The sequence below is a fragment of the Nocardia thailandica NBRC 100428 genome, from assembly GCF_000308795.1.
GTDB lineage: Bacteria > Actinomycetota > Actinomycetes > Mycobacteriales > Mycobacteriaceae > Nocardia > Nocardia thailandica.
Genome location: NZ_BAGK01000212.1, coordinates 21,975 through 41,517, shown reverse-complemented (window position 1 = coordinate 41,517; position 19,543 = coordinate 21,975). Strand labels below are relative to the sequence as shown.

At 71.7% G+C, this 19,543-nt stretch carries 20 protein-coding genes; 14 read left to right on the top strand and 6 right to left on the bottom strand.

Translation table 11 applies throughout. The features are described 5' to 3' along the window. Position 1: 1 nt before the first annotated feature. The 10 genes from ON36_RS24130 (at position 2) to ON36_RS33780 (ending at position 10,616) form a co-directional block, all read left to right on the top strand. Positions 2-1,447 carry an MCE family protein gene (locus ON36_RS24130; protein WP_043658020.1) on the top strand — a complete coding sequence of 482 codons (1,446 nt, stop codon included), beginning with the start codon at positions 2-4 and terminating at the stop codon, positions 1,445-1,447. Beyond that, positions 1,444-2,466: an MCE family protein gene (locus tag ON36_RS24125; protein ID WP_043658017.1), complete on the top strand. Its 1,023-nt coding sequence runs from the start codon at positions 1,444-1,446 to the stop codon at positions 2,464-2,466. The genes ON36_RS24130 and ON36_RS24125 overlap by 4 nt, the downstream gene beginning before the upstream one ends. Then, complete coding sequence (locus ON36_RS24120; protein WP_043658090.1) at positions 2,463-3,479, top strand: MCE family protein; 1,017 nt, start codon at positions 2,463-2,465, stop codon at positions 3,477-3,479. The genes ON36_RS24125 and ON36_RS24120 overlap by 4 nt, the downstream gene beginning before the upstream one ends. Beyond that, positions 3,479-4,579, top strand: coding sequence for an MCE family protein (locus ON36_RS24115; protein ID WP_043658087.1), 1,101 nt, complete (start codon positions 3,479-3,481; stop codon positions 4,577-4,579). The genes ON36_RS24120 and ON36_RS24115 overlap by 1 nt, the downstream gene beginning before the upstream one ends. Beyond that, positions 4,576-5,715 (top strand): MCE family protein, encoded by a 1,140-nt coding sequence (locus tag ON36_RS24110; RefSeq protein ID WP_043658014.1) that lies wholly within the window; start codon positions 4,576-4,578, stop codon positions 5,713-5,715. Before ON36_RS24115 ends, ON36_RS24110 begins: the two co-directional genes overlap by 4 nt. Then, positions 5,712-6,896 (top strand): MCE family protein, encoded by a 1,185-nt coding sequence (locus ON36_RS24105; protein ID WP_043658011.1) that lies wholly within the window; start codon positions 5,712-5,714, stop codon positions 6,894-6,896. Before ON36_RS24110 ends, ON36_RS24105 begins: the two co-directional genes overlap by 4 nt. A gap of 11 nt (positions 6,897-6,907) precedes the next feature. Continuing rightward, a complete protein-coding gene (locus ON36_RS24100; RefSeq protein ID WP_043658084.1) occupies positions 6,908-7,672 on the top strand; it encodes a hypothetical protein in 765 nt (254 codons plus the stop codon). Continuing rightward, entirely contained in the window at positions 7,669-8,892 is a 1,224-nt protein-coding gene (locus tag ON36_RS24095) for a TetR/AcrR family transcriptional regulator (RefSeq protein WP_043658008.1), read from the top strand. Before ON36_RS24100 ends, ON36_RS24095 begins: the two co-directional genes overlap by 4 nt. A 241-nt stretch (positions 8,893-9,133) precedes the next feature. Further along, positions 9,134-10,207: a lytic transglycosylase domain-containing protein gene (locus ON36_RS24090; RefSeq protein WP_052314304.1), complete on the top strand. Its 1,074-nt coding sequence runs from the start codon at positions 9,134-9,136 to the stop codon at positions 10,205-10,207. 40 nt (positions 10,208-10,247) lie between these two features. Further along, on the top strand, positions 10,248-10,616 hold the full coding sequence (locus ON36_RS33780) for a WhiB family transcriptional regulator (RefSeq protein WP_083885354.1): 369 nt from the start codon (positions 10,248-10,250) through the stop codon (positions 10,614-10,616). 81 nt (positions 10,617-10,697) lie between these two features. Here ON36_RS33780 and ON36_RS24080 read toward each other — a convergent pair whose 3' ends face one another. Beyond that, positions 10,698-11,924: a PucR family transcriptional regulator gene (locus tag ON36_RS24080; RefSeq protein ID WP_052314303.1), complete on the bottom strand. Its 1,227-nt coding sequence runs from the start codon at positions 11,922-11,924 to the stop codon at positions 10,698-10,700. 79 nt (positions 11,925-12,003) lie between these two features. After that, positions 12,004-12,597, bottom strand: a complete 594-nt coding sequence (locus ON36_RS24075; protein ID WP_043658007.1) for an SMI1/KNR4 family protein — start codon at positions 12,595-12,597, stop codon at positions 12,004-12,006. Between the two features lie 187 nt (positions 12,598-12,784). On the opposite strand from ON36_RS24075, the gene ON36_RS24070 reads away from it, so the two are divergent. Then, positions 12,785-13,816, top strand: a complete 1,032-nt coding sequence (locus ON36_RS24070) for an alpha/beta hydrolase (protein ID WP_043658005.1) — start codon at positions 12,785-12,787, stop codon at positions 13,814-13,816. 40 nt (positions 13,817-13,856) lie between these two features. On the opposite strand, the gene ON36_RS24065 is transcribed toward ON36_RS24070, so the two are convergent. Next, complete coding sequence (locus ON36_RS24065; protein ID WP_043658003.1) at positions 13,857-14,189, bottom strand: MmcQ/YjbR family DNA-binding protein; 333 nt, start codon at positions 14,187-14,189, stop codon at positions 13,857-13,859. A gap of 133 nt (positions 14,190-14,322) precedes the next feature. Here ON36_RS24065 and ON36_RS24060 point away from each other — a divergent pair, with 133 nt between their 5' ends. Next, a complete protein-coding gene (locus tag ON36_RS24060; protein ID WP_043658000.1) occupies positions 14,323-14,550 on the top strand; it encodes a hypothetical protein in 228 nt (75 codons plus the stop codon). 3 nt (positions 14,551-14,553) lie between these two features. Here the strand turns inward: ON36_RS24060 and ON36_RS24055 are convergent, their stop codons facing one another. Together ON36_RS24055 and ON36_RS24050 are read right to left on the bottom strand one after the other, a co-directional pair. Beyond that, positions 14,554-15,204, bottom strand: coding sequence for a response regulator (locus tag ON36_RS24055; RefSeq protein ID WP_043657997.1), 651 nt, complete (start codon positions 15,202-15,204; stop codon positions 14,554-14,556). Then, a complete protein-coding gene (locus ON36_RS24050; protein WP_052314308.1) occupies positions 15,201-16,214 on the bottom strand; it encodes a sensor histidine kinase in 1,014 nt (337 codons plus the stop codon). Before ON36_RS24050 ends, ON36_RS24055 begins: the two co-directional genes overlap by 4 nt. A gap of 165 nt (positions 16,215-16,379) precedes the next feature. Between ON36_RS24050 and ON36_RS24045 the strand changes: the two genes are divergently transcribed. Next, a complete protein-coding gene (locus tag ON36_RS24045; protein WP_043657995.1) occupies positions 16,380-16,655 on the top strand; it encodes a cation:proton antiporter regulatory subunit in 276 nt (91 codons plus the stop codon). A gap of 50 nt (positions 16,656-16,705) precedes the next feature. Next, on the top strand, positions 16,706-17,989 hold the full coding sequence (locus ON36_RS24040; protein ID WP_043657992.1) for an ArsB/NhaD family transporter: 1,284 nt from the start codon (positions 16,706-16,708) through the stop codon (positions 17,987-17,989). Between the two features lie 6 nt (positions 17,990-17,995). On the opposite strand, the gene ON36_RS24035 is transcribed toward ON36_RS24040, so the two are convergent. After that, on the bottom strand, positions 17,996-19,423 hold the full coding sequence (locus ON36_RS24035; RefSeq protein ID WP_043657990.1) for an amidase: 1,428 nt from the start codon (positions 19,421-19,423) through the stop codon (positions 17,996-17,998). Positions 19,424-19,543 lie beyond the last annotated feature (120 nt).

Genomic DNA, 19,543 nt, shown 5'->3' with positions numbered 1-19,543 from the left:
GATGATTCTCGATCCCAGTGGCCGCGGGCCCGGTCCGGGGCAGCTCACCCTGGCCGGGCTGTCCATGATCGCCGTGCTGGCGGTGGCGCTGTCCCTGCTCGGCCTGCGCTACACGGGCCGGTTCGAAGACAAGGTGGTGGTCAGCGCCGAGCTGACCAGCACCGGCGACGGCCTGCCGAATCGCGCGGACGTCAAGTTCCGCGGCATGATCGTCGGCTCGGTCGACCAGGTCGACATGGTCGCGAAGGGACAGCGGCAGCACGCCGTCCTGCATCTGAAGCCCGGCATCGCCGGCACGATCCCCGACACCGTCACGGCACGGGTGATCCCCGACAACATCTTCGGCGTCTCCTCGATCCAGCTGGTCGACAACGGCCCGGCCCCGACCGGCCTGCGCGAGGGCGCGGTCGTCGCCGAGGACGCCAGCAGCGCCACCATCCAGCTGCAGACCACCCTGAACACGCTGCGCGAGGTCCTGGACAAGATCCAGCCCGAGAAGCTGGGCCGGGTGCTGTCGACCTTCGCCGCGGCGCTCGATCCGGGCGCGCGCGTGCCCGGATCGACGATCGAGCGTCTCGACCACTGGATGACCCAGATCCACGGCATCCCCGAGATCGGCGACCTGCTCGGCGATCTGGGCCGGGCGACCTCCGCGCTCAGCGCCTCGGCCCCCGAACTCGTCGGCGTCCTCGCCGACTCGGTGACCGCCGCGCGCACCCTCAACGAGCACCGCACCCAGGTGGTCGACCTGCTCACCCAGGGCAACCTGACCGTCGATTCGGTCAACACGCTGTTCGCGGCCAGCCCGAACGCGGGCAAGGATCTCGTGGCCGGCCTCGACGGGCTGTTCGGCGCCCTGGCCAAGGACCCGAGTCAGCTGCAGAGCGCGATGGCGAACCTGAACCGGTCACTGGCCAAGCTGCAGAACACCTTCAACTTCGGCCCGTCCCGGCAGATGGCCTGGCAGATGAACGTCACGTTCACCCCGTTCCAGCAGTACACCGCCGAGGACTGCCCCCGCTACGGCGACATGGTCGGCCCGCGCTGCGGCGGCGGCACCGTCCCGACGGCCGCGCCGGTGCAGCAGTACCCGGAGAACATGAAGCCCGGCTGGCTCGACGCCGCGGGCCCGGCCCCGACGGTGTCGCTGCCCACCGTGCCCGGCGTGAACCTGCCCAGCCTGTCCACCCTTCCCGGCCTGCCCGCGATCCCGGGCCTGCCCACGATCCCCGGCCTGCCCGCGATTCCCGGCATCACCGCGCCCTCGGCGAAGCCCGCCGCCGCGTCCACCGAGCCGAGCGCGTCCGCCGCCCCCATCAGCGGGCGTGCCGCGGTCACCGCGTTGCTCGGCCGGACCCCGACCTTCAGCGAACTGCTGCTGCTCGGTCCCGTGATCGGCACCTCGTCGCTGGTCGCCCGGCCCGTGGAAGGCGGTGCGGGACAGTGAGATCCACCAAGGCGACGGTCGGCTTCTCGGCCTTCCTCGTGCTGGCCTCCCTGCTGACCTTCAGCATCTGGTCCACGCTGCAGCGCAGCGTGGCCGGGGACACCGACAGCTACTCGGCGGTGTTCACCGACGTCCTCGGGCTGCGCGTCGGCGACGACGTGCGCGTCGCGGGCGTGCGGGTCGGCCGGGTCGACAAGATCGACTTCACCGACGACTACCACGCGCGCGTCGACTTCAGCATCGAGAACGATCAGCACCTGACCGACACCACCAAGGCGCTGGTGCGCTACCAGAACCTGATCGGCCAGCGGTACATCGCGCTCGCGGCCACCGACCGGCCGGGCACCGTGATCGCCGCGGGCAGCCAGATCCCGCTCACCCGGACCGAGCCGTCCTTCGACGTCTCCGCCCTGCTGTCCGGCTTCGAGCCGCTGTTCAGCGTGCTCCAGCCCGACCAGGTCAACAGCCTGTCCGAGACCCTGATCCAGGCGTTGCAGGGCAACCAGGTCTCGCTCTCGGCGCTGATCACCCAGGCCGCCGAGCTGGCCGCCACCTTCGGGTCCCGGGACCAGATCCTCGGCGACGTGCTCACCAACCTGAGCTCGGTCATGGCGGGCCTTGCCAACCGCAACGGCGAACTGGAGACGCTGATCACCCAGACCCGCAGCCTGATGGACGGTCTCTACGCCCAGGGCACGGATCTCGAGAGCTCCGTCGAACGGGTCTCCGTCGCGACCGACTCGCTCGTCTCGATCGTCGCCCAGGTCAAGCCCGGCATGGGCAGGGCGCAGAGCGACGCCACCACCGCCGTCAACCTGCTGCTGGCCAACGGCGCGGCGCTCGATCGCTCGGCGGTCGAACTGCCGCAGTTCCTCAACGCCGTCGCCCGGTTCACCAGCTACGGCGCCTACGGCAACGCCTTCATCTGCAGCCTCGACGTCTCCCTGTGGGGCGTGGTCCTGCCCGAGGGGATGTTCTCGCAGGTCGGCGGCAACTCACATTCGGAGGTGTGCCGATGAACACGCTCGTCGGCCTTGTCCAGGCCTTCTTCCGCAATCGGCATCTGCGGCTCGGCCTGATCGCCGCGGTCTCGGTGGCCGCGCTGCTGTTCGTCTCGGTCCTGCTCGCCCAGATCCGGATCGGCGACCAGACCATCCGCGCCGAGTTCGCGCAGGCCGCGGGCCTGCGCGCGGGCGCTACCGTCGACGTCTCGGGTATCGAGGTCGGCGAGGTCCGCTCGGTCGACCTGGAGAACGACAAGGTCCTGGTGACCATGCGCGTGCGCTCCGAGCTGAAGCTCGGGCCCGACGCGCAGGCGGGCATCAAGATGTCGACCATCCTCGGCCGCCTGCACATCGAACTGAAGCCCGGCGACGGCAGCGGCCTGCCCGGCAAGCGGATTCCGCTGGCCAACACGACCGTTCCCTACAACCTGGCCAAGGTCATCCAGGACCCGACCTACAAGTCCTCGTTCGAGCGCATCGAGCGCCTCGACGCCGACAAGCTGCGGACCGCCCTCGACGTGCTGAACCGGCAGATGGGCGACTCGCCCGCGCTCGCGGTGCAGGCGCTCGACAGCATCGGCTCGCTCGCCGACGTCATCAACGCCCGCCGCGACGAGGTCGACGCCCTGCTGAAGAACATGGACCAGGTCTCGCAGCTGGTCTCCGACAACCGCAACAGCGTGCTGTTGCTGCTCACCCGCGGCGAGGCCATCGGCGCGGCGGTGCAGGCCCGCCAGCAGCTGCTGACCCGGCTCCTCGACAACGTCGCCGCGCTGTCGAAACTGCTGCAGGACATGGGACTCGAGAACCAGGGACAGCTCCAGCCGCTGATCCGCAACCTCGACACGATGACCCAGGGCCTGACCAAGAACAAGGAGAACCTGGACCGGCTCTACGAGATCATGCCGGTCACCGTCCGCCAGTTCAACAACGCGCTGGGCAACGGGCCCTACGGCGAGATCTACGCGCCCTGGCTCTTCCCGGACAACTGGCTGTGCTTCGCGCAGGCCGTGAAGGGGTGCAACTGATGAAACGCGTGACCATCCGCCGGTTCGCCGCGGTCACCGCCGCGGTGGCCATGGTCTCGGGCTGCTCGCTGGTGCCCGACAGCGTGGCCCGGTTCGGCGACGAGGCGGTACGCGGAAGCCGCACCATCTCCGCCGATTTCGAGAATGTCGCCGGCCTGTACGAGGGCAACGAGGTCGCCGTGCTCGGCGTGCCCGTCGGCACCGTCACCAAGATCACGCCGCGCGGCAGCTACGTCGAGGTGATCATGTCGATCCGCGCCGACGTCCGCCTGCCCGCGGACGCGGTCGCGGCGCTCATCTCGCCGCAGCTGATCACCAACCGGCACGTCGAGCTCGCCCCCGCCTACTCCGGCACCGGCCCGGAACTCGAACGCGACGCCCATCTGCCGCTCGCGCGCACCCGGACCCCGGTCGAGCTGGACCGCATCCTGGAGAGTTTCGATCAGCTCGGCGCCGCGCTGAAGGGCGACAGCCAGACCGGCCCGATGGCGAGCCGGGTGCTGTTCCCCCTGCTCGACGGCAACGGCGACAAGCTGCGGGAGACCCTGGACGCGCTGTCCGGGGCGTTCGAGGTGACCTTCGCCAACAAGGATCAGATCTCCAACACGATCATCCGGCTCAACGAGATCACCCAGATCATCGCCGAGAACGACCAGACGGTCCGCGATTTCAGTGGCCGCATCACCGAGCTGGCCGCGTTGCTCGGGCAGCAGTCGCCGGGCCTGCAGGCCGTGCTCCAGCAGCTCGACGACTTCGTCACCAACACCGCGACGCTCGTCGGCGACAACGCCGACCAGCTCGGCGGCGCGCTGACCCGCTTCGTCGCCATCACCCAGCAGATGCGGGACAACGCCCGCAACCTCACCGAGATCGTCGACGTCGCGCCGCTGATGTTCCAGAACTTCGACAACGCGGTCAGCAGGGACGAGCAGGCGCTGCGCCTGCACGGCCTGTTCGACAAGATCATCGTCGACAGCGAGATCCTGTCCACCTTCTGCGAACGGGTGCAGATGCGCCTCGACGGCTGCCGCACCGGCAAGGTCGCCGACCTCGGCCCGGACTTCGGGATCACCGCCGCACTCCTTGGATTGACGAAATGAACCTGCGCACCACAGTCGTCGCGGGCGCCTGCGCGGTGGCGCTCGCCTCCGGCACCACCGCCTGCTCCCTGCCCGTCGACAAGCTGCCGCTGCCCGAACCGGGCATCGGCGGACCGGGGTACACCCTGCACGCGACCTTCACGGACGCGCTGAACCTGCCCGACCGGGCGCACGTCAAGGTCGGCGGCACCGACATCGGCATCGTCACCGACGTCTCGACGACCTCCTTCCTCGCCGACGTCGAGATGGAGATCCGCCAGGACATCCAGCTGCCCACCGGCACGAGAGCCGAACTGCGCCAGGCGACCCCGCTCGGCGACATCTTCGTCGCGCTCACCCTGCCCACCGCCGAGGAGGCGGGGCCGATGCTGAAGCCGGGCGACCGGATCGGTCTCGAGAAGACCGGCTCGGCCGCCTCGGTCGAACAGCTGATGATGTCGGTGGCGCTGCTGCTCAACGGCGGTGGCCTGAACCAGGCCGCGCGGATCACCGCGGAGATGAACTCGATCTTCGCCGACCGGGCGCCGCAGTTGCAGCACCTGGTGACCGAGATGACCTCGGTCATCGCGGCGCTCAACCAGCGCACCGGAGACCTCGACGCCACCCTCCACGGGCTCAACACCCTCACCGGCGAACTCGCCCGCCGCAAGGCGGAACTGGGCCAGGCCGCCGACAGCTTCCCCCAGCTGATCGGCCTGTTCGCCGAGAACAACCAGTCCATCACCGACCTGATCAACAAGGTCGCGATCACCATGGACGCGCTCGGCGACTTCGCCGACACCAACGGCGACGAGTTCGTCAGCCTGTTCCAGAGCATCCAGAACCTGATGTCGGGCTTCACCCTGATGGGTGACGACCTGACCGGCGCGCTCAACGGCCTGCACGCGTTGCAGGGGCCGCTGATGGCCAGCGCCGAGGGGCCCGCCCTCTCGGTCGCGGCCACCCTGTCCTATCTCGACGTGACCGCCCTGAGCGACCCGGCGGGCAGCCGCTGGCCCGAACTGAAGGACGCGGGCCTGTTCATCGGCAGTCTCACCCAGGTCCTGAACAAGGTGTTCGGCCGGGTCACCAGCCCGCCCCAGGTCCCCACCCAGCAACCGCCGACCGAACCACGGACCGAGGAACAACCGCGATGAACTCACCTCTGTGGCAATGGCTGGTCCGGCGGCGCGTCGCCGTGGCCAACATCGGCCTGATCGTCGTGCTCGTGCTCGGCAGCCTCTACCTGAGCAGCGAAGTGCTGCGCTTCGATCCCGCGCGCAAGACCTACCGGGTCACCGTCGAGCTGGCCGGGTCCGGCGGGCTGACCACCGGCAGCGACGTGAACTTCCGCGGCACCCGCGTCGGCCGCATCGCCGACCTGCGGGTCTCCTCCGACGGCGTGACCGCCGTCGCCGACATCGAGGAGCGCTTCCGCATCCCGCGCGGCGGCACCGTCGCGGTGGGCAGGCTCTCGGCCGCGGGCGAGCAGTACCTCGACTTCCGGCCCGACAGCGACTCCGGACCGTACCTGGCCGACGGCGAGGCGATCGACCGGGCGCAGACCTCCACCCCGGTCGCGGTGCAGTCGGTGCTCATCAACATGAGCGGGCTGGTCGGCGGCATGAACCCGGCGCGACTCACCGTCATCGTCGACGAGCTCGACAAGGCGCTGGCCGGCGGCCCGGATCGCCTGCGCAACATGATCTCCGGCCTGAGCCGTGCCATGGCGGGCCTGACCGATCTGCTGCCGCAGACCGAGCAGCTGATCCAGAACCTGCAGGTGATCGCGGAGACCACGTCCCACGCCCAGCCCGACCTCGGCACCCTCACCTCGGCGGGCAGCGCGCTGTTCAAGCAGTTCACCGCCGCCGACCAGGAGCTGCGCCACCTGCTCGAGCACGGCCCCGGCTACCTGACCACGATCGACGGTTTCATCACCGAGACCGAGGACCCCATCAACAACCTGGTGTCGAATTTCGTCGCGATCACCCGCTCGGCGAAGCTGCGCCAGCCCGCTCTCGAGGTGCTCTTCCCCTCGCTGAGCAGGTTCGCCGAAGCCGCCGGTATCCCGGTGCACGGCGACAAGTACCTGACCCTGGTCGACCCGTGGCCCCGCCCGGTCTGCGAGTACGACACGGTGCCGGTGGTCCCCACCACGGCCATGGCCGACACCCGGGTGCGCCTCTACAACTACTGCGTGACGTCGGATCCCGCCCTCCAGGTGCGCGGTTCGGCCAACGCGCCGCGGCCCGCGGGCCCCGACAACGGCTCCGGCCCGCCGCCCGGCGTGACCGGCAACGAACTGTCCCAGCCCGCGGTCCCCGCGCCGAGATGAAAGACGACCCCATGAGCGACAACGACACGACACCGGACCCCGGCGAGAAGAACGCCGCGACACCGGAAACGGACGCGGCGCCCGGGGCGGGGACCGCCGGTTCCGGGGCGGCCGCCGACCCGGCCGAGACGGACGCCGCGCCCGAGGTGAGCGTCGCGCTGGACAAGGAGGCACCCGCGTCCGCGGACCCCGACACCAGCGATGTCCCGGTGGCGGACCCGGCCGGCGACCCGGCCTCGGCCGGGCGGCGTCTCCCCCGGTTCGCGTTCGGCCGCCGGACCAAGGTGGCGGCCGGCGCGGCCGTCGCGGTGGCCCTCGCCGCGACCAGCGCGGGCTGCGTCGCCCTGTTCCTGCAGGACCGCGAGCACCGCGGGCTGATCGCCGCGCACGAGGAGGCACGCGAGGCCGCCTGTGGGTACGCGCCGGTGCTGGCCGACTACGACAGCAAGAACCTCGACAAGTACTTCAAGGCGGTGCTCGACGGCGCGACCGGGGACTGGCGCAAGCAGTTCGAGTCGACCAGCACCGAATTGAGGCAGGTGCTCGAGCAGGGCGAGGTGACCACCAAGGTCACCGACGTCCAGTGCGCCATCCGCGAGGGAGACACCGAGTCCGCCGAGGCCATCGTGGTGGTCGGCCAGAGCGTGTCGAGCCTCGGCACCCAGCACAAGCCCGCCGCGGGTCAGCTGTCGATGGTGCTGTGGCTACGCAAGAGCGGGGACCGATGGTTGGTGGAGAAGCTGAATTCGCCGCTGGCACAGACGACACCGCAGTGATCCCCGACCGGGCGACCTCGCACGCGGCGCCGCACCGGCCGGTGCGGCGCCGGCCGAAGAACCGGCGCGCCCAGATCGCCGCGGAGGCCGCGGCGGCCTTCGGCGCGCACGGCTATCACGGCGTGAGCATGGACGACATCGCGCGCAGGCTCGATCTCAGTTCCGCCGCGCTCTACCGGCATTTCCCCAGCAAGTACGCGCTGTTCAAGGAGGAACTGTTCCGGCTGGCGAGCCTGGCCGGCGGCGCGGTCGTGCTGCCGGACGAGGCGGCGGGCTGGCCCCCGGACCGACGCCTCGACCACGTCGTGACCGCCATCGTGACCGAGACGATCGCGAATCGCCCGCTCGTCGCGCTGACCCGGTGGGAGCGGCGCTATCTCGAGCCCGCGGACCGTGAGGCCTTCGACACCGAGTTCGCCACCGCGATCGCCGCGCTGCGGCGGCTGATCGGCGAGGTCCGCCCGGACCTGCACGGCCACGACCGCGCGGTCCGGGCGGTGGCGGTCTTCTCGGTGATCTCCTCCATCGGCGACCATCACGCGCACCTGCCCGCGAAATCGCTGGCCCAGCTGCTGCGTTCGGCGGCGTGGGCGCTGATCCGCGGTGACCTGTCGCCCGACCGCACGGTCCAGGCACCCGGGGAGGGTGTGCTGCCGCAGACGTTCAAGCACGAGGTGCTGCTGCGCGAGGCCATCGAACTGTTCCACCAGCGCGGGTACCCGAACGTCAGCATGGAGGACATCGCGGGCGCCGCGGAACTCTCGGCCGCGTCGGCGGTGTATCGGTACTACCGCAGCAAGAGCGATCTGCTCACCGCCGCGTTCCGCCGGGTGGCCGACCGCATGTCGGCGGCGATTCCCGCCGCGACGGCCGCGACCCCGAGCCCGGCCGCCGCGCTGGGCACCCTCATCGACCTCTACGTCGCGGGTTCCTTCAACGAACGGGCGCTGACCTTCGTCTACTACGCCGAACTCGGCCACGTCGACGCCCCGGACCAGGTGACGCTGCGGCATCTGCAACATCTCATCGTCGCCGAGTGGGCGAAGCTGGTGGTCGCGGCCAGGACGGAGTTCTCCGCCGGCGCGGCCCGGATCCTGGTGCACGCGGGTTTCAGCCTGGTCGTCGATCTCGGTCGCGCCTTCTCCGACGCCTTCTGCCCGCAGCAGACCGTCGCCCAGCTGCTGGAGACCACCATGATCGGTCGCCCGCAGGCCCGCTGACCACCCGCGAATGGGCCCGGCGCTCCCCACGGCGAGCCGGGCCCGCGGCGTTTCGCGCGAATTGCTCCGAAGCGCTGGAAACATATGTCGCGCTGGAATTCGCTCTACAGGCGTTATCTACGGCCGAAAGCGTGCCACTTGGCGAGAATCTTCAGTAACATAATGGTGGGCGCATCGACGCGGCCGGTTCGCCGCGCTCGACGTCCGCGTGTTTGTCGATTCGCGACTGTCGGAGAGTTCCATGCGTACTGCACCGATCACCGCCGTGGCCGTCCTGGCCGCGGGCCTGCTGGTCACCGGGTCCCAGGCGGCCCCGGCGGACCGGCTCACGCCGGCGCCGCTCGCCGAGGAACAGCTGTCCACCGCCGTCGGCCTGCTGCCGGTCCAGGTGGGCGCACCCCGCACACTCAATGCCATTGCCCCGGTGCGCGAGACCATCCCGGATCTGCCGGACGGCACCGCCACCGGCGGTGGCGTCGCGGGCATCCCCCAGATCGTGCTGGCGGCCTACCGCAACGCCGAACTGACCATGGCCACCACCCGGCCCGACTGCCACGTCGGCTGGAACCTGCTCGCGGGCATCGGGCGGATCGAGTCCGGGCACGCGTTCGGCGGATCGGTCGACGACGCGGGCACCACGCTGCGCCCGATCTACGGACCGGCGCTCGACGGCACCCTGCCCGGCAACGAGATCATCCCCGACGCCGCGGGCGGCTACGTGCGGGCGCTGGGACCCATGCAGTTCCTGCCGAGCACCTGGAGCCGCTACGCCGCCGACGGCAACGACGACGGGGTCGCCGACCCGCACAACGTCTTCGACGCCACGCTGGCCGCCGCCCGCTACCTGTGCGCCGATGGCGCGGACCTGCGCGACCTCGCCGCCCAGCAGCGGGCGGTGCTGCGCTACAACTACTCCGGCTCCTACGCCGCCGACGTCCTGCGCTGGTCGGAGACCTACCGGACCGGCACCGCGACGCCGGGACCCGTCCTGCCACAGCCGATTCCGGAGGTGAGCGGCTCGGCGCCGGTGCCGACGCCGGGCACCACGGTCCTGGTCTCCGGCCCGGCGCAGGACGCGCGGCCGCTGCCGCTCGAGGAGATGGCGGCCGACGCCCCCGCGGCCACCCCCGCGCCCACCGTGCTGGTGTCGCTGCCCGTGGTCGGACCGGTCTACTGCGGGCTGCTGTGCGAGGGCCCGGCCGAGGAGACCCCGCAGGCCGACCCGGAGCCGCGGTCCCCGAGCACCCCCGCCGAGCAGCCGAGTGTCACGTTGCCCTTCGGGGTGGTCGTGCCGCTGCCCATGCCGCAGGGGTGAGTCCGCCGTGCCCCGCCATCACACAGAGAGCCGCAGTCCCATGGTCTTTCGTTCCCGGCACACACCGATCCTGCCCCCGCCCATGGCCGACTCCTGGGACTGGCAGCTGCGGGCCCGCTGCCGCGACATGGATTCCGACACCTTCTTCCCCGGTCACGACGACCGGCTCGACAGCATCCACATCCAGGTCCTCGACGCCAAACAGATCTGCCTCGGCTGCCCGGTGCTCGACGCCTGCCGGGACTACGCCCTCGACGCCGAGGAACCGCACGGCATCTGGGGCGGGATGACCGCCCAGGAGCGCGCGGCCCTGCGCGGCAGGCGCTGGGCTCGCGACGACGAACCGCTACCGCCTGCCGGGAACCCGGTGCCGCCCGCGCGGGGCGGCCTGCGCCGGAGCGTCGGGTAGCGCGATCACCCGCTCGGACACCGGGTCCCGCCACGGCTGCCCGATCTCGGCGCCGCCCCGCGCGTCCGCCGGAGGGCCCGCTCAGCCGAGCCGCGGGCCGGTGGCGGTGTGCGCGATCAGCGCCGAGCGCAACGTCCAGGCGCCCGCGCTCGCGGTGGGATCGAACCCCGTGAGCTGCGCGATCCGCCGCAGCCGGTAGTCGACGGTGTTGGTGTGCACCTGGAGCCTGCGGGCGGTGGTACGCCGGGTCAGGTCGTGCGAGAGGTGCACGCGCAGGGTGTCCATGAGATCGGGGAACTCCGCGATCGGGCCCAGGATGGCGGCCAGCCGGTCCAGCGCGGGCCCGGGACGGGTGATCTGGTACTCGAGCGCCATCTCGTCGAAGCGGTGCGGCCCGCCGTGCAGGCCGAGCGCGACCGCCGCGTCGAGCAGCCGGTGCGCCTGCTCGACCGCCTCGGGAATCGCGTCGCGCCCGGCGCGCACCACCGCGGTGGTGACCGGAGTCTGCGCCGCGACGGCGAGATCGTCGGAGACGGCGTCGACCCGCTCGCCGTCCGGGAGCAGCACGGTGCCGCCGCGCTCGCTCAGCGCCGCCAGCGGCGCCCGGCCGAGATGGGCGGTCAGCGCCGAACGCAACCGGTGGACGGTGCCCGCCGCGAGAGTATCGGCGTCGTAGCCGGGGCGGTCGAGCTCCGGCGGCGCGACGTGGACGGCCAGCACGGCGTAGTCGGCCGCCAGCGCGACACCGCACTCCCTGGCCAGGCTGTTGGTGGCGTACCCGCCGAGCAGCGCCGACACCAGCGGCCGCACGACGGCGTTCGCCGCCTCCGGGCGGGTGCTCAGCTCCCGCACGTAACCGGTGGCGACCGCGGTGCTCACGGTGTCGAGAACCGCCAGGATCAGCCGCACGCCGTCCATCAGATCGCGCTGATCCTCGGGCCCGCGCGCCTCGGTGGCGCCGACCAGATCGAGGATCATCCGGAACCCGGTGTGGACGGCGCGCTGGACGATCTCGATCGAGACGCCCTCGCGCGCCCACCCCGCCGCGGCCTGTTCGACCCGGGGCATGCGGGGCGGGATCTCGCCGCCGTCCAGCGCGGCGACGGCGAGTTCGAGACAGTAGCGGGCCAGGGCGACGACGCCGGCGTGCGGCCCGTCGCCGCAGGGGAACACCCGATCGTCCAGCCGGGCGGCCAGCCGCTGGGCAAGGGCGCGCACGTCCCGCAGCGGCTGCGACATCGGTCTGCCACCGAGGGCGAGGGGCCTGCGCTCGGCCTCCCGCTCGTCCTCGAGCATCGTCCACGCCACTCCAGAACCCCCTACCCACTCCTCACCCGCATCGCCGCGACCCACGGTAACACGGTTACCGCAGGAAACGGGCGGGCGGTCACCAGACGTAGTGCGAGGTCGGATAGCCGGGATTCCGCGCGGCGATGAAGGACTCGTACACCGCGAAATCGGCAGGCTCCCAGCTCGGTACCTGGCTGGGTTCGTAGACGAGGATGCCCGCCTCCAGCGCGTCGACCACCGTCTCGAGCCACGCCTCCAGCGAGGGATAGGTGACGTGACGCTGGTCGTCCTCGTGCTTGAACTCCACGATCTGGCCCGGCACGCCGCCGAATCCGCCACGCAGGTCGACGCAGACATAGTCGCCGTAGATGTTCTGCAGGAACGGGACCCAGTCCGGGCCCCACAGGTTGCCGAAGTCGTCGTTCTCGACGAGCCAGAGCATGTCGGCCAGCGCGGCGGTGATCATCGTGGTCGACATGAGGGCCCAATACTCCACCAGGCACTGTTCGTATTCGGGATCCTGACCGTTGCGCCAGGCCAGCAACTCGCGCAGGAGCGGGGGCAGGGTGAGCCCGAAGCGCGTTTCGATCGCGTCCAGTTCCGCCGCCGTGGCGGGCGGGGACAGGGTCGCGTGGAGAGTCGGCCGTTGTGCGGCGAGCAGGTGGTCCAGTCTTGCGATAGCCGGATGCACAACCAGATCCTATCCGCGACAAGGGTTTTCGACACCCACCGATTCCGGCGGCGCGCGGGATGTGGTGGATCCCGAAACCGGGGCCGTTTCGCTGGGACACGTCCCGATCCCGGCCGAAACCGTCCCGGCGGCGCGCCGATGCGCCAGGCTGTTGACTCCCAGCGGTTCGAGGACGTCGAGGTAGGTCATGACTGTTCGCCGGTCGTGGACGGCGCTGCTGGCGGTGGCGCTCGTGGTGGCCGCGCCGATCGCGTGGGCCGAGCCCGGCGGGCCGCGGGCGACGACCGCGCCCGACGGCTCGCACGTGGTCTCGGCCGAGCGCGGCGCGGACGGGCTCGTCGAACTCACGGTGTACTCCGCGGCGATGGACCGGACCGTGCCGGCGGCCGTGCTGCCCGCCGCCGACCCGGACGCGCCCGCGCCCGTGCTGTACCTGCTCAACGGGGTCGACGGCGGCCTGCCCGACGCGGGCGACTGGCGCGCGGGCAACAACTGGTTCACCCGGACCGATGCCGCCGCGCTGTTCCGGGACGAACAGGTCACCGTGGTGATGCCGATCGGCGGACAGGGCTCGTTCTTCGCCGACTGGCGGGCCGACGACCCCGTCCTCGGGCGCAACCGGTGGTCGACGTTCCTCACCGCCGAACTGGCGCCGGTGATCGATGCGGCCTTCCACGGCACCGGGATCGCGGGCCTGGCCGGGCCTTCCATGGCCGGTCCCGCGGTGTTCCGCCTGGCGGCCGCCGACCCCGCCCGCTACCGCGCGATCGGGGCCTTCAGCGGCTGCGTGCGCACCTCGGACCCGGCGGGCCGGGCGATGGTGCACACGGTGGTCTCGGTCCGCCACGGCGACGCCGCCAACATGTGGGGCCCGCCCGACGCGCCCGCGTGGGCCGACAACGACGCCTACCTGCACGCCGAACGCCTGCGCGGCGTGAGCATCTACGTCTCCACCGGCAACGGGCTGCCCGGCCCGCTGGACACCCTCGACGGCCCCGGCATCGACGACGATCTCTACACCCTGGCCGACCAGATGGTCGTCGGCGGCGGCCTCGACGGCGTCGCCGCCGTGTGCACCCGCCAGCTCCGCGATCGCCTCACGGAACTCGGCATCCCGGCCACCTTCGACTTCCGCCCCTCGGGCACCCATTCCTGGGGCTACTGGGCCGAGGACCTCCGCAACGCCTGGCCGGGCATGCGCGCGGCCCTGCAACGGTGACGGACCGGCACCGCGGGGGCGCCGGGAACGGACGGGCCGCTCACTCCGGCAGCAGCTCTCGCGGGGCGGCCTGGGTCCAGGAGTCGCGGACGATGGCCTCGAGTTCGTCGGTGTCGTCGAGCGCGGGCAGGTGGACGCGGACCCACGCGTTGGCGGCTTCGTGCGGGGCGATCCAGAACTTGTGCGGTTCGGCGCGGACGAGTTCGTCGCGGTCGAGGACGGGGCAGCGCACGGCCATCGAGGTCTCCGACTCCGGGAGGGTGAGGAACAGTTTGCCCGCGACCCGGAAGATCGGCATGCCCCAGGCGAATTGCTCGGTGGTGCCGGGCAGGGACAGCGCGAAGGCGCGGACATGGTCGCCGGAAAAGCTCATGCTTCCAGCATGCCCGGCCCGCTGACGGAAAAATTAGAAGTACTGCATTTTCAAAACTCGCCGCGCGGTAGCCGGGACGGCGGCATACTCTCAACCGAGCGGTCACCCCGCTCCGGCAGGAGGTCTCGAATCCATGTCCCCCATCACGGTCGTCAGCGTCGACACCGTCACCAGGCACCGCTACGAGCGGTTGCAGTACACCGGCTCCGCGGGGCCGGTCGCCGCGCTCGAGGACGCGCGGCTGGTGGCCCGATGGCAGGCGGAGTACCCGGACTGGCACGGCGGGCACTGGGCGTTCTCGGCGGGCACCGAGAGCCCCGGCCGGCTGCGGCCGATCAACATCGCCCGGCGCGCCCACTGACCCTCACGGTTCGAGCAGGCCGGCCCTGATCGCGTAGCGCGTCAGCGCCAGCCGGTCCCGCAGCCCCAGTTTCTGCAGGATGTTGGCCCGGTGCCGGTCGACCGTCTTGACGCTGATGACCAGCTCGGCGGCGATCTCCCTGGCGGAGTTGCCCTCCGCGATCAGCTTGAGCACCTCCTCCTCCCTCGGCGTGAGCAGGCTCTCCGGCGGCTCCTGCCCCTGGCGGATCCGCCCCAGCCAGTCGCGGACCAGCGCGGTCACCGCCCCGGGATACAGGAACGGCTCCCCGCGCAGCGTGGCGCGGCAGGCCTCGAGCAGGTCCCGGTCGGCCACCGACTTGAGCACATAGCCCGACGCGCCCGCGCGCAGCGCCTCGAAGAAGTACTGCTCGTTGTCGTACATCGACAGCATCAGCATGCGCGCGTGCGGGTCGTTGCGCCGGATCTCGCGCGCGGCCTGGATGCCGGTCATCCGGGGCATGGCGATGTCGAGGATGGCCAGGTCGACGGGGGTGTCGGCCATGCGCTGCACGGCCTCGTACCCGTTGCCCGCCTCGGCCACGACCCGCAGGTCCGGTTCGGCGTCGATGATCAGGCGCAGGCCGGAGCGGACCAGCGCGTGGTCGTCGGCGAGCAGGATCCGGGCGGGTGTCACAGCGCTCCCCCTCGATCGGGACAGGGCACCGACAGCAGCACCGTGGTGCCGCCGCCGGGCGGTGAGGTCACGGTCAGCGTGGCGTCGACCAGCAGGGCGCGTTCGCGCATCCCGCGGATCCCGGCCCCGGCGGCCCGCACGCCGCCGCGGCCGTCGTCGCTGACGGACAGTTCGATGCGGTCGCCGTGGTCGCGCAGGCCGAGCCGCACGTCGGAGGCGTCCGCGTGGCGGGCGACGTTGGTCAGGCCCTCCTGGGCGACCCGGTAGCAGACCAGCTCGACGTCGGCGGGCAGCGGCGCGGCGGGCCGGTCGATGCCGCGCGCCACCTCGATGCCGGTGCTGTCGGCGAATTCGCCGCACAGCGCCGCCAGCGCGCTGGCCAGACCCAGGTCCTCGAGCACACCCGGCCGCAGCCGCCGCGCGATCCCGCGGACCTCGTCCAGGCAGCCGCGCACGGTCTCCTGCACGGCCCGCACCCGGTCCGCGGTCGCGGGTTCGGCGTTGTCGGCGACCTGCTTGAGCGAGAGCAGTACCACCGTCAGGCTCTGCCCGATCTCGTCGTGCAGTTCCCGCGCGATCCGCTGCCGCTCGCCCTCCTGCGCGGCGAGGGCGGAGGCGCTCGCGGCGCTGCGCTCGCGCTCCAGCCGGTCGACCATCCCGTTGAACGCGGCGATGACGGTGGCCAGGTCGCCGGAGGGCGGCGCGCTGAGCCTGCCGTTGCGCGCGAGCGGATCGACCCGGCGCAGCGAGTCGGTCAGCCCGTCCAGCGGCGCCAGGCTCGACCGCAGCAGCAGGGCGTTCGCGGTCAGCATGACCGCCAGCCCGATCAGCAGCACCGGGATCTCGGTCAGGCGCACGCGCGCCGACACCGTCGCGGGAGACAGCGCGAGAACCAGCGTGCCGAGCGTGAACACCGCGCCGTTGATCAGCACGATCCGGCGGAACAGCGCCCGCGCCGGCGTGCGCTCGCGCGGGCGCAGGACGGTCTTTCCGCTGGTCGGACGGGGCATGCCTGCAGTCTGTCGGCCGGCGAGCCGGTTGTCCATCGGGTCGGACACCCATTCCGCGCCCTGCATGTCACCACCCCCGCGGAATGGGTGCGCGACCGGATGGTGTGCCGCGAGCCCGCCGCACACGATGGGAGCACGCCACCGCCAGGGAAGGAGCCACCCGGAATGGACACCGACCGCGCCACCGTTCCCGGCCAGGCCGTGATCCACCGCTGCCGCACCCGGTCCGGGGACCTGATCACCCTGCTGACCGAGCGCTCGGGACGCAGGCAGCTGCTGGTGACGGCGGGCGACGAGGACGAGCCCGCCGCCGCGATCACCCTCGACCCCGACGAGGCCGACGAGCTGGCCGACCTGCTGCGCCGCCGGTCGACGGCCGATCGCCTGGCCCACCTCGAGCGCCGCGTCGACGCGCTGGCCACCGGGCGGGACCGCCCATGAGCCCCCGGATCCGGACCGCGCGGGCCGGTCCCGGCGGCTGACGGCCCGCCATGGCGCAGCTGCTGGCGGTGACGGTCTTCGTGGTGGCGTTCTGGTTCATCGCCACCGAGCGCGCGCACAAGGTCAGGGTGGTGCTCGTCGCCGCGGGCGTCCTCGCGCTGCTCGGCCTGATCCCGGGCGAGCGGATCTTCTACGACGCGCACGTCGGCATCGACTGGAACGTCATCTTCCTGCTGCTGGGCATGATGGTCGTCGTCGGGGTGATCAAGCAGACCGGGCTCTTCGACTACCTGGCCGTCTGGGCCGCGAAACGCTCCCGCGGCAGGCCCTTACGGCTGATGGTGATGCTCATGGCCATCACCGCCGTGGCCTCCCCCGTGCTCGACAACGTCACCATCATCCTGCTCGTCGCCCCGGTGACGATCGTCGTGTGCGACCGATTGCGTTTCCCCGCACAGCCTTTCCTCATCGCCGAGGTGCTGGCCGCCAACATCGGCGGCGCGGCCACCCTCGTCGGTGATCCGCCCAACATCATCATCGGCAGCCGGGCGGGCCTGAGCTTCAACGACTTCCTCGTCCACATGGCCCCGGCCGTCACGGTCGTCTTCGTGCTGTTCGTGGCCTGCACGCCCCTGCTGTTCCGGCGCGAGCTGCGCCTGCCGCCTGCCGATCCGGTCCAGGTGCGCGCGTTGCGCGAACGCGAGGCCATCACCGACCCCCGTCTGCTCGCGCGGGCGCTGATCATCCTGACGCTGATGATCGCCGGATTCGCCCTGCACTCGGTGCTGCACGTCGCGCCCTCGATCGTCGCGCTGCTCGGCGCCGGCGCCATGCTGCTGGTCGCCGACCTGGACGTCGAGGAGGTCCTGCGCGAGGTCGAGTGGGGCACCCTGGTGTTCTTCCTCGGCCTGTTCGTGGTGGTCGCCGGGCTGGTGCACACCGGGGTGATCGACCGGCTCGGCGCCGCCGCGGTCGGCGCCTTCGGTCACGATCCCGCGCTGGCGGCGACGGTGCTGCTGTTCGGGTCGGCGGTGGTGGCCGCGTTCATCGACAACATCCCCTACACCACCACGATGGCGCCGGTCGTGGAGGAACTGGTCGCGGGCACGACCGATCCGGGACACAGCGAGGCGCTGTGGTGGGCGTTCGCCTTCGGCGCCGACTTCAGCGGCAACGGCACCGCGGTCGCGGCGGGCGCCAACATCGTGGCGCTGGCCATCGCCCGGCGCGGCGGTCATCCGATCAGCTTCTGGCACTTCACCCGCTACGGCATCGTCACCACGGCCTTCTCGACCACCCTGGCCTGGGCCTACATCCAGCTGCGGTACTTCTGACCCGGTTCAGGCGCTGCGGCGCACCCGGGTCGGCCGGTCGGCGATGCGGGGGAACGGGCTCGTCGCCTCCAGCTGATAGGCCAGGTCGAGCAGCGTGCGCTCGTCGGCCCACTTCGCGGCCAGCTGCACCGAGCCCGGCAGGCCGGCCGCGGTGAGGCCGTGCGGCACCGCGATACCCGGCCCGCCGCCGACGTTGTTGAGCGGCGTGAAGCCCACGTAGTCGACGAGCTTGGCGAACAGGTCCTCGAACGGCTGACCGGGCGCCAGCTCACCGATCCGCGGCACCGGGTGCGACAGCACCGGGGTGAGCAGCACGTCGACGTCGCGGAAGTGCGCGTCGTAGATCGACCGCGCGGCACGCAGCCGCCGCGCCGCGGGCACCAGCGCCAGCGGATGCCTGCGGACCAGACCGATCAGGCCGCGCGTGAACGGGTCGAGCCGCGAGGCGTCGAACCAGCCGCGATGCCCGATCCGCATCGACAACGTCATCGCGGCCGCCATGGCCGCCCAGTACAGCTTGAAGTCCTCGGCGAAACGCGGATCCACATCGAGGCGCATCGGCACGATCTCGTGCCCCAGTCCGCCGAACACCGCCGCCGCCGAGTCGAGCACGGCGCCGGTGTCGGGATGCACCTCGCGGCCGAACACGTCGTGGCGGATCAGGCCGATACGCACCCGGCGGGCGCTCGGCCCCTCCACCAGGCCGACCGCGGGCAGCGACCGGTTCGGCCGGTAACCCTCCACCGCCGCCAGGTAGTGCGCGGTGTCGCGGACCGACCGGGTGACCACGCCCTCGGTCACCAGGTTCACCGGAAGCGACCGCGCGCCGGGCTGATCCAGCAGCCGGGCGCGGGTCACCTTCAGCCCGACCAGGCCGTTGGCCGCGGCCGGGATGCGGATCGAGCCGCCGCCGTCGTTGGCGTGCGCGATCGGCACCGCGCCCGCGGCGACCAGCGCCGCCGACCCGCCCGAGGACGCGCCCGCGGAGAACTCCGGATTCCACGGGTTGCGGGTGGGGGCGCGGCCGACGAACTCGGTACTGGCGGTGAGCCCGAACTCCGGCAGCGTCGACTTGCCGAGCACCACGACCCCGGAGTGCTGGAACTGCGCGGCGGGCCCGCTGGTGGTCGAGGCGTCGTGGGGCGTGAACGCGGCCGAGCCGTGACAGCTCGGCAGGCCGGCGACATCGGTGTTGTCCTTGACGAACGCGGGCACACCCGCGAAGACCCCCGAGGTCTCCGGCGCGCTGCGCGCCCGGTCGAAACACGCCACCTGCACCGCGTCCAGCGCCGGATCGACCAGCCGCGTGCGCGCGATCGCGGCCTCGAGCACCTCGGCCCGGCCGACCTGGCCGGATCGCAATGCCGCGGCCACCCCGACGGCGTCCAGGTCGCCCAAGGCGTCGTCGGTGAATCCGTGAACCGCACTGCTCATGTGCGCGAGCCTAATCAGGCGAGCCGCTTCTGTAACGGGTGTCAGCGGAATCCACACCAACTCCACAACCCGCCCGGACCCGGCACGTTGGCGCGCCGCCCGCGGGCGCGGCACTATCGA

Coding starts and splice junctions, on each gene's coding strand:
- ON36_RS24070 (WP_043658005.1), top strand. CDS start 12,785: ATGACTGTTCGCCGGTCGTGGACGGCGCTGCTGGCGGTGGCGCTCGTG.
- ON36_RS24110 (WP_043658014.1), top strand. CDS start 4,576: ATGAACCTGCGCACCACAGTCGTCGCGGGCGCCTGCGCGGTGGCGCTC.
- ON36_RS24050 (WP_052314308.1), bottom strand. CDS start 16,214: ATGCCCCGTCCGACCAGCGGAAAGACCGTCCTGCGCCCGCGCGAGCGC.
- ON36_RS24040 (WP_043657992.1), top strand. CDS start 16,706: ATGGCGCAGCTGCTGGCGGTGACGGTCTTCGTGGTGGCGTTCTGGTTC.
- ON36_RS24120 (WP_043658090.1), top strand. CDS start 2,463: ATGAACACGCTCGTCGGCCTTGTCCAGGCCTTCTTCCGCAATCGGCAT.
- ON36_RS24045 (WP_043657995.1), top strand. CDS start 16,380: ATGGACACCGACCGCGCCACCGTTCCCGGCCAGGCCGTGATCCACCGC.
- ON36_RS24100 (WP_043658084.1), top strand. CDS start 6,908: ATGAGCGACAACGACACGACACCGGACCCCGGCGAGAAGAACGCCGCG.
- ON36_RS24065 (WP_043658003.1), bottom strand. CDS start 14,189: ATGAGCTTTTCCGGCGACCATGTCCGCGCCTTCGCGCTGTCCCTGCCC.
- ON36_RS24060 (WP_043658000.1), top strand. CDS start 14,323: ATGTCCCCCATCACGGTCGTCAGCGTCGACACCGTCACCAGGCACCGC.
- ON36_RS24115 (WP_043658087.1), top strand. CDS start 3,479: ATGAAACGCGTGACCATCCGCCGGTTCGCCGCGGTCACCGCCGCGGTG.
- ON36_RS24105 (WP_043658011.1), top strand. CDS start 5,712: ATGAACTCACCTCTGTGGCAATGGCTGGTCCGGCGGCGCGTCGCCGTG.
- ON36_RS24035 (WP_043657990.1), bottom strand. CDS start 19,423: ATGAGCAGTGCGGTTCACGGATTCACCGACGACGCCTTGGGCGACCTG.
- ON36_RS33780 (WP_083885354.1), top strand. CDS start 10,248: ATGGTCTTTCGTTCCCGGCACACACCGATCCTGCCCCCGCCCATGGCC.
- ON36_RS24090 (WP_052314304.1), top strand. CDS start 9,134: ATGCGTACTGCACCGATCACCGCCGTGGCCGTCCTGGCCGCGGGCCTG.
- ON36_RS24130 (WP_043658020.1), top strand. CDS start 2: ATGATTCTCGATCCCAGTGGCCGCGGGCCCGGTCCGGGGCAGCTCACC.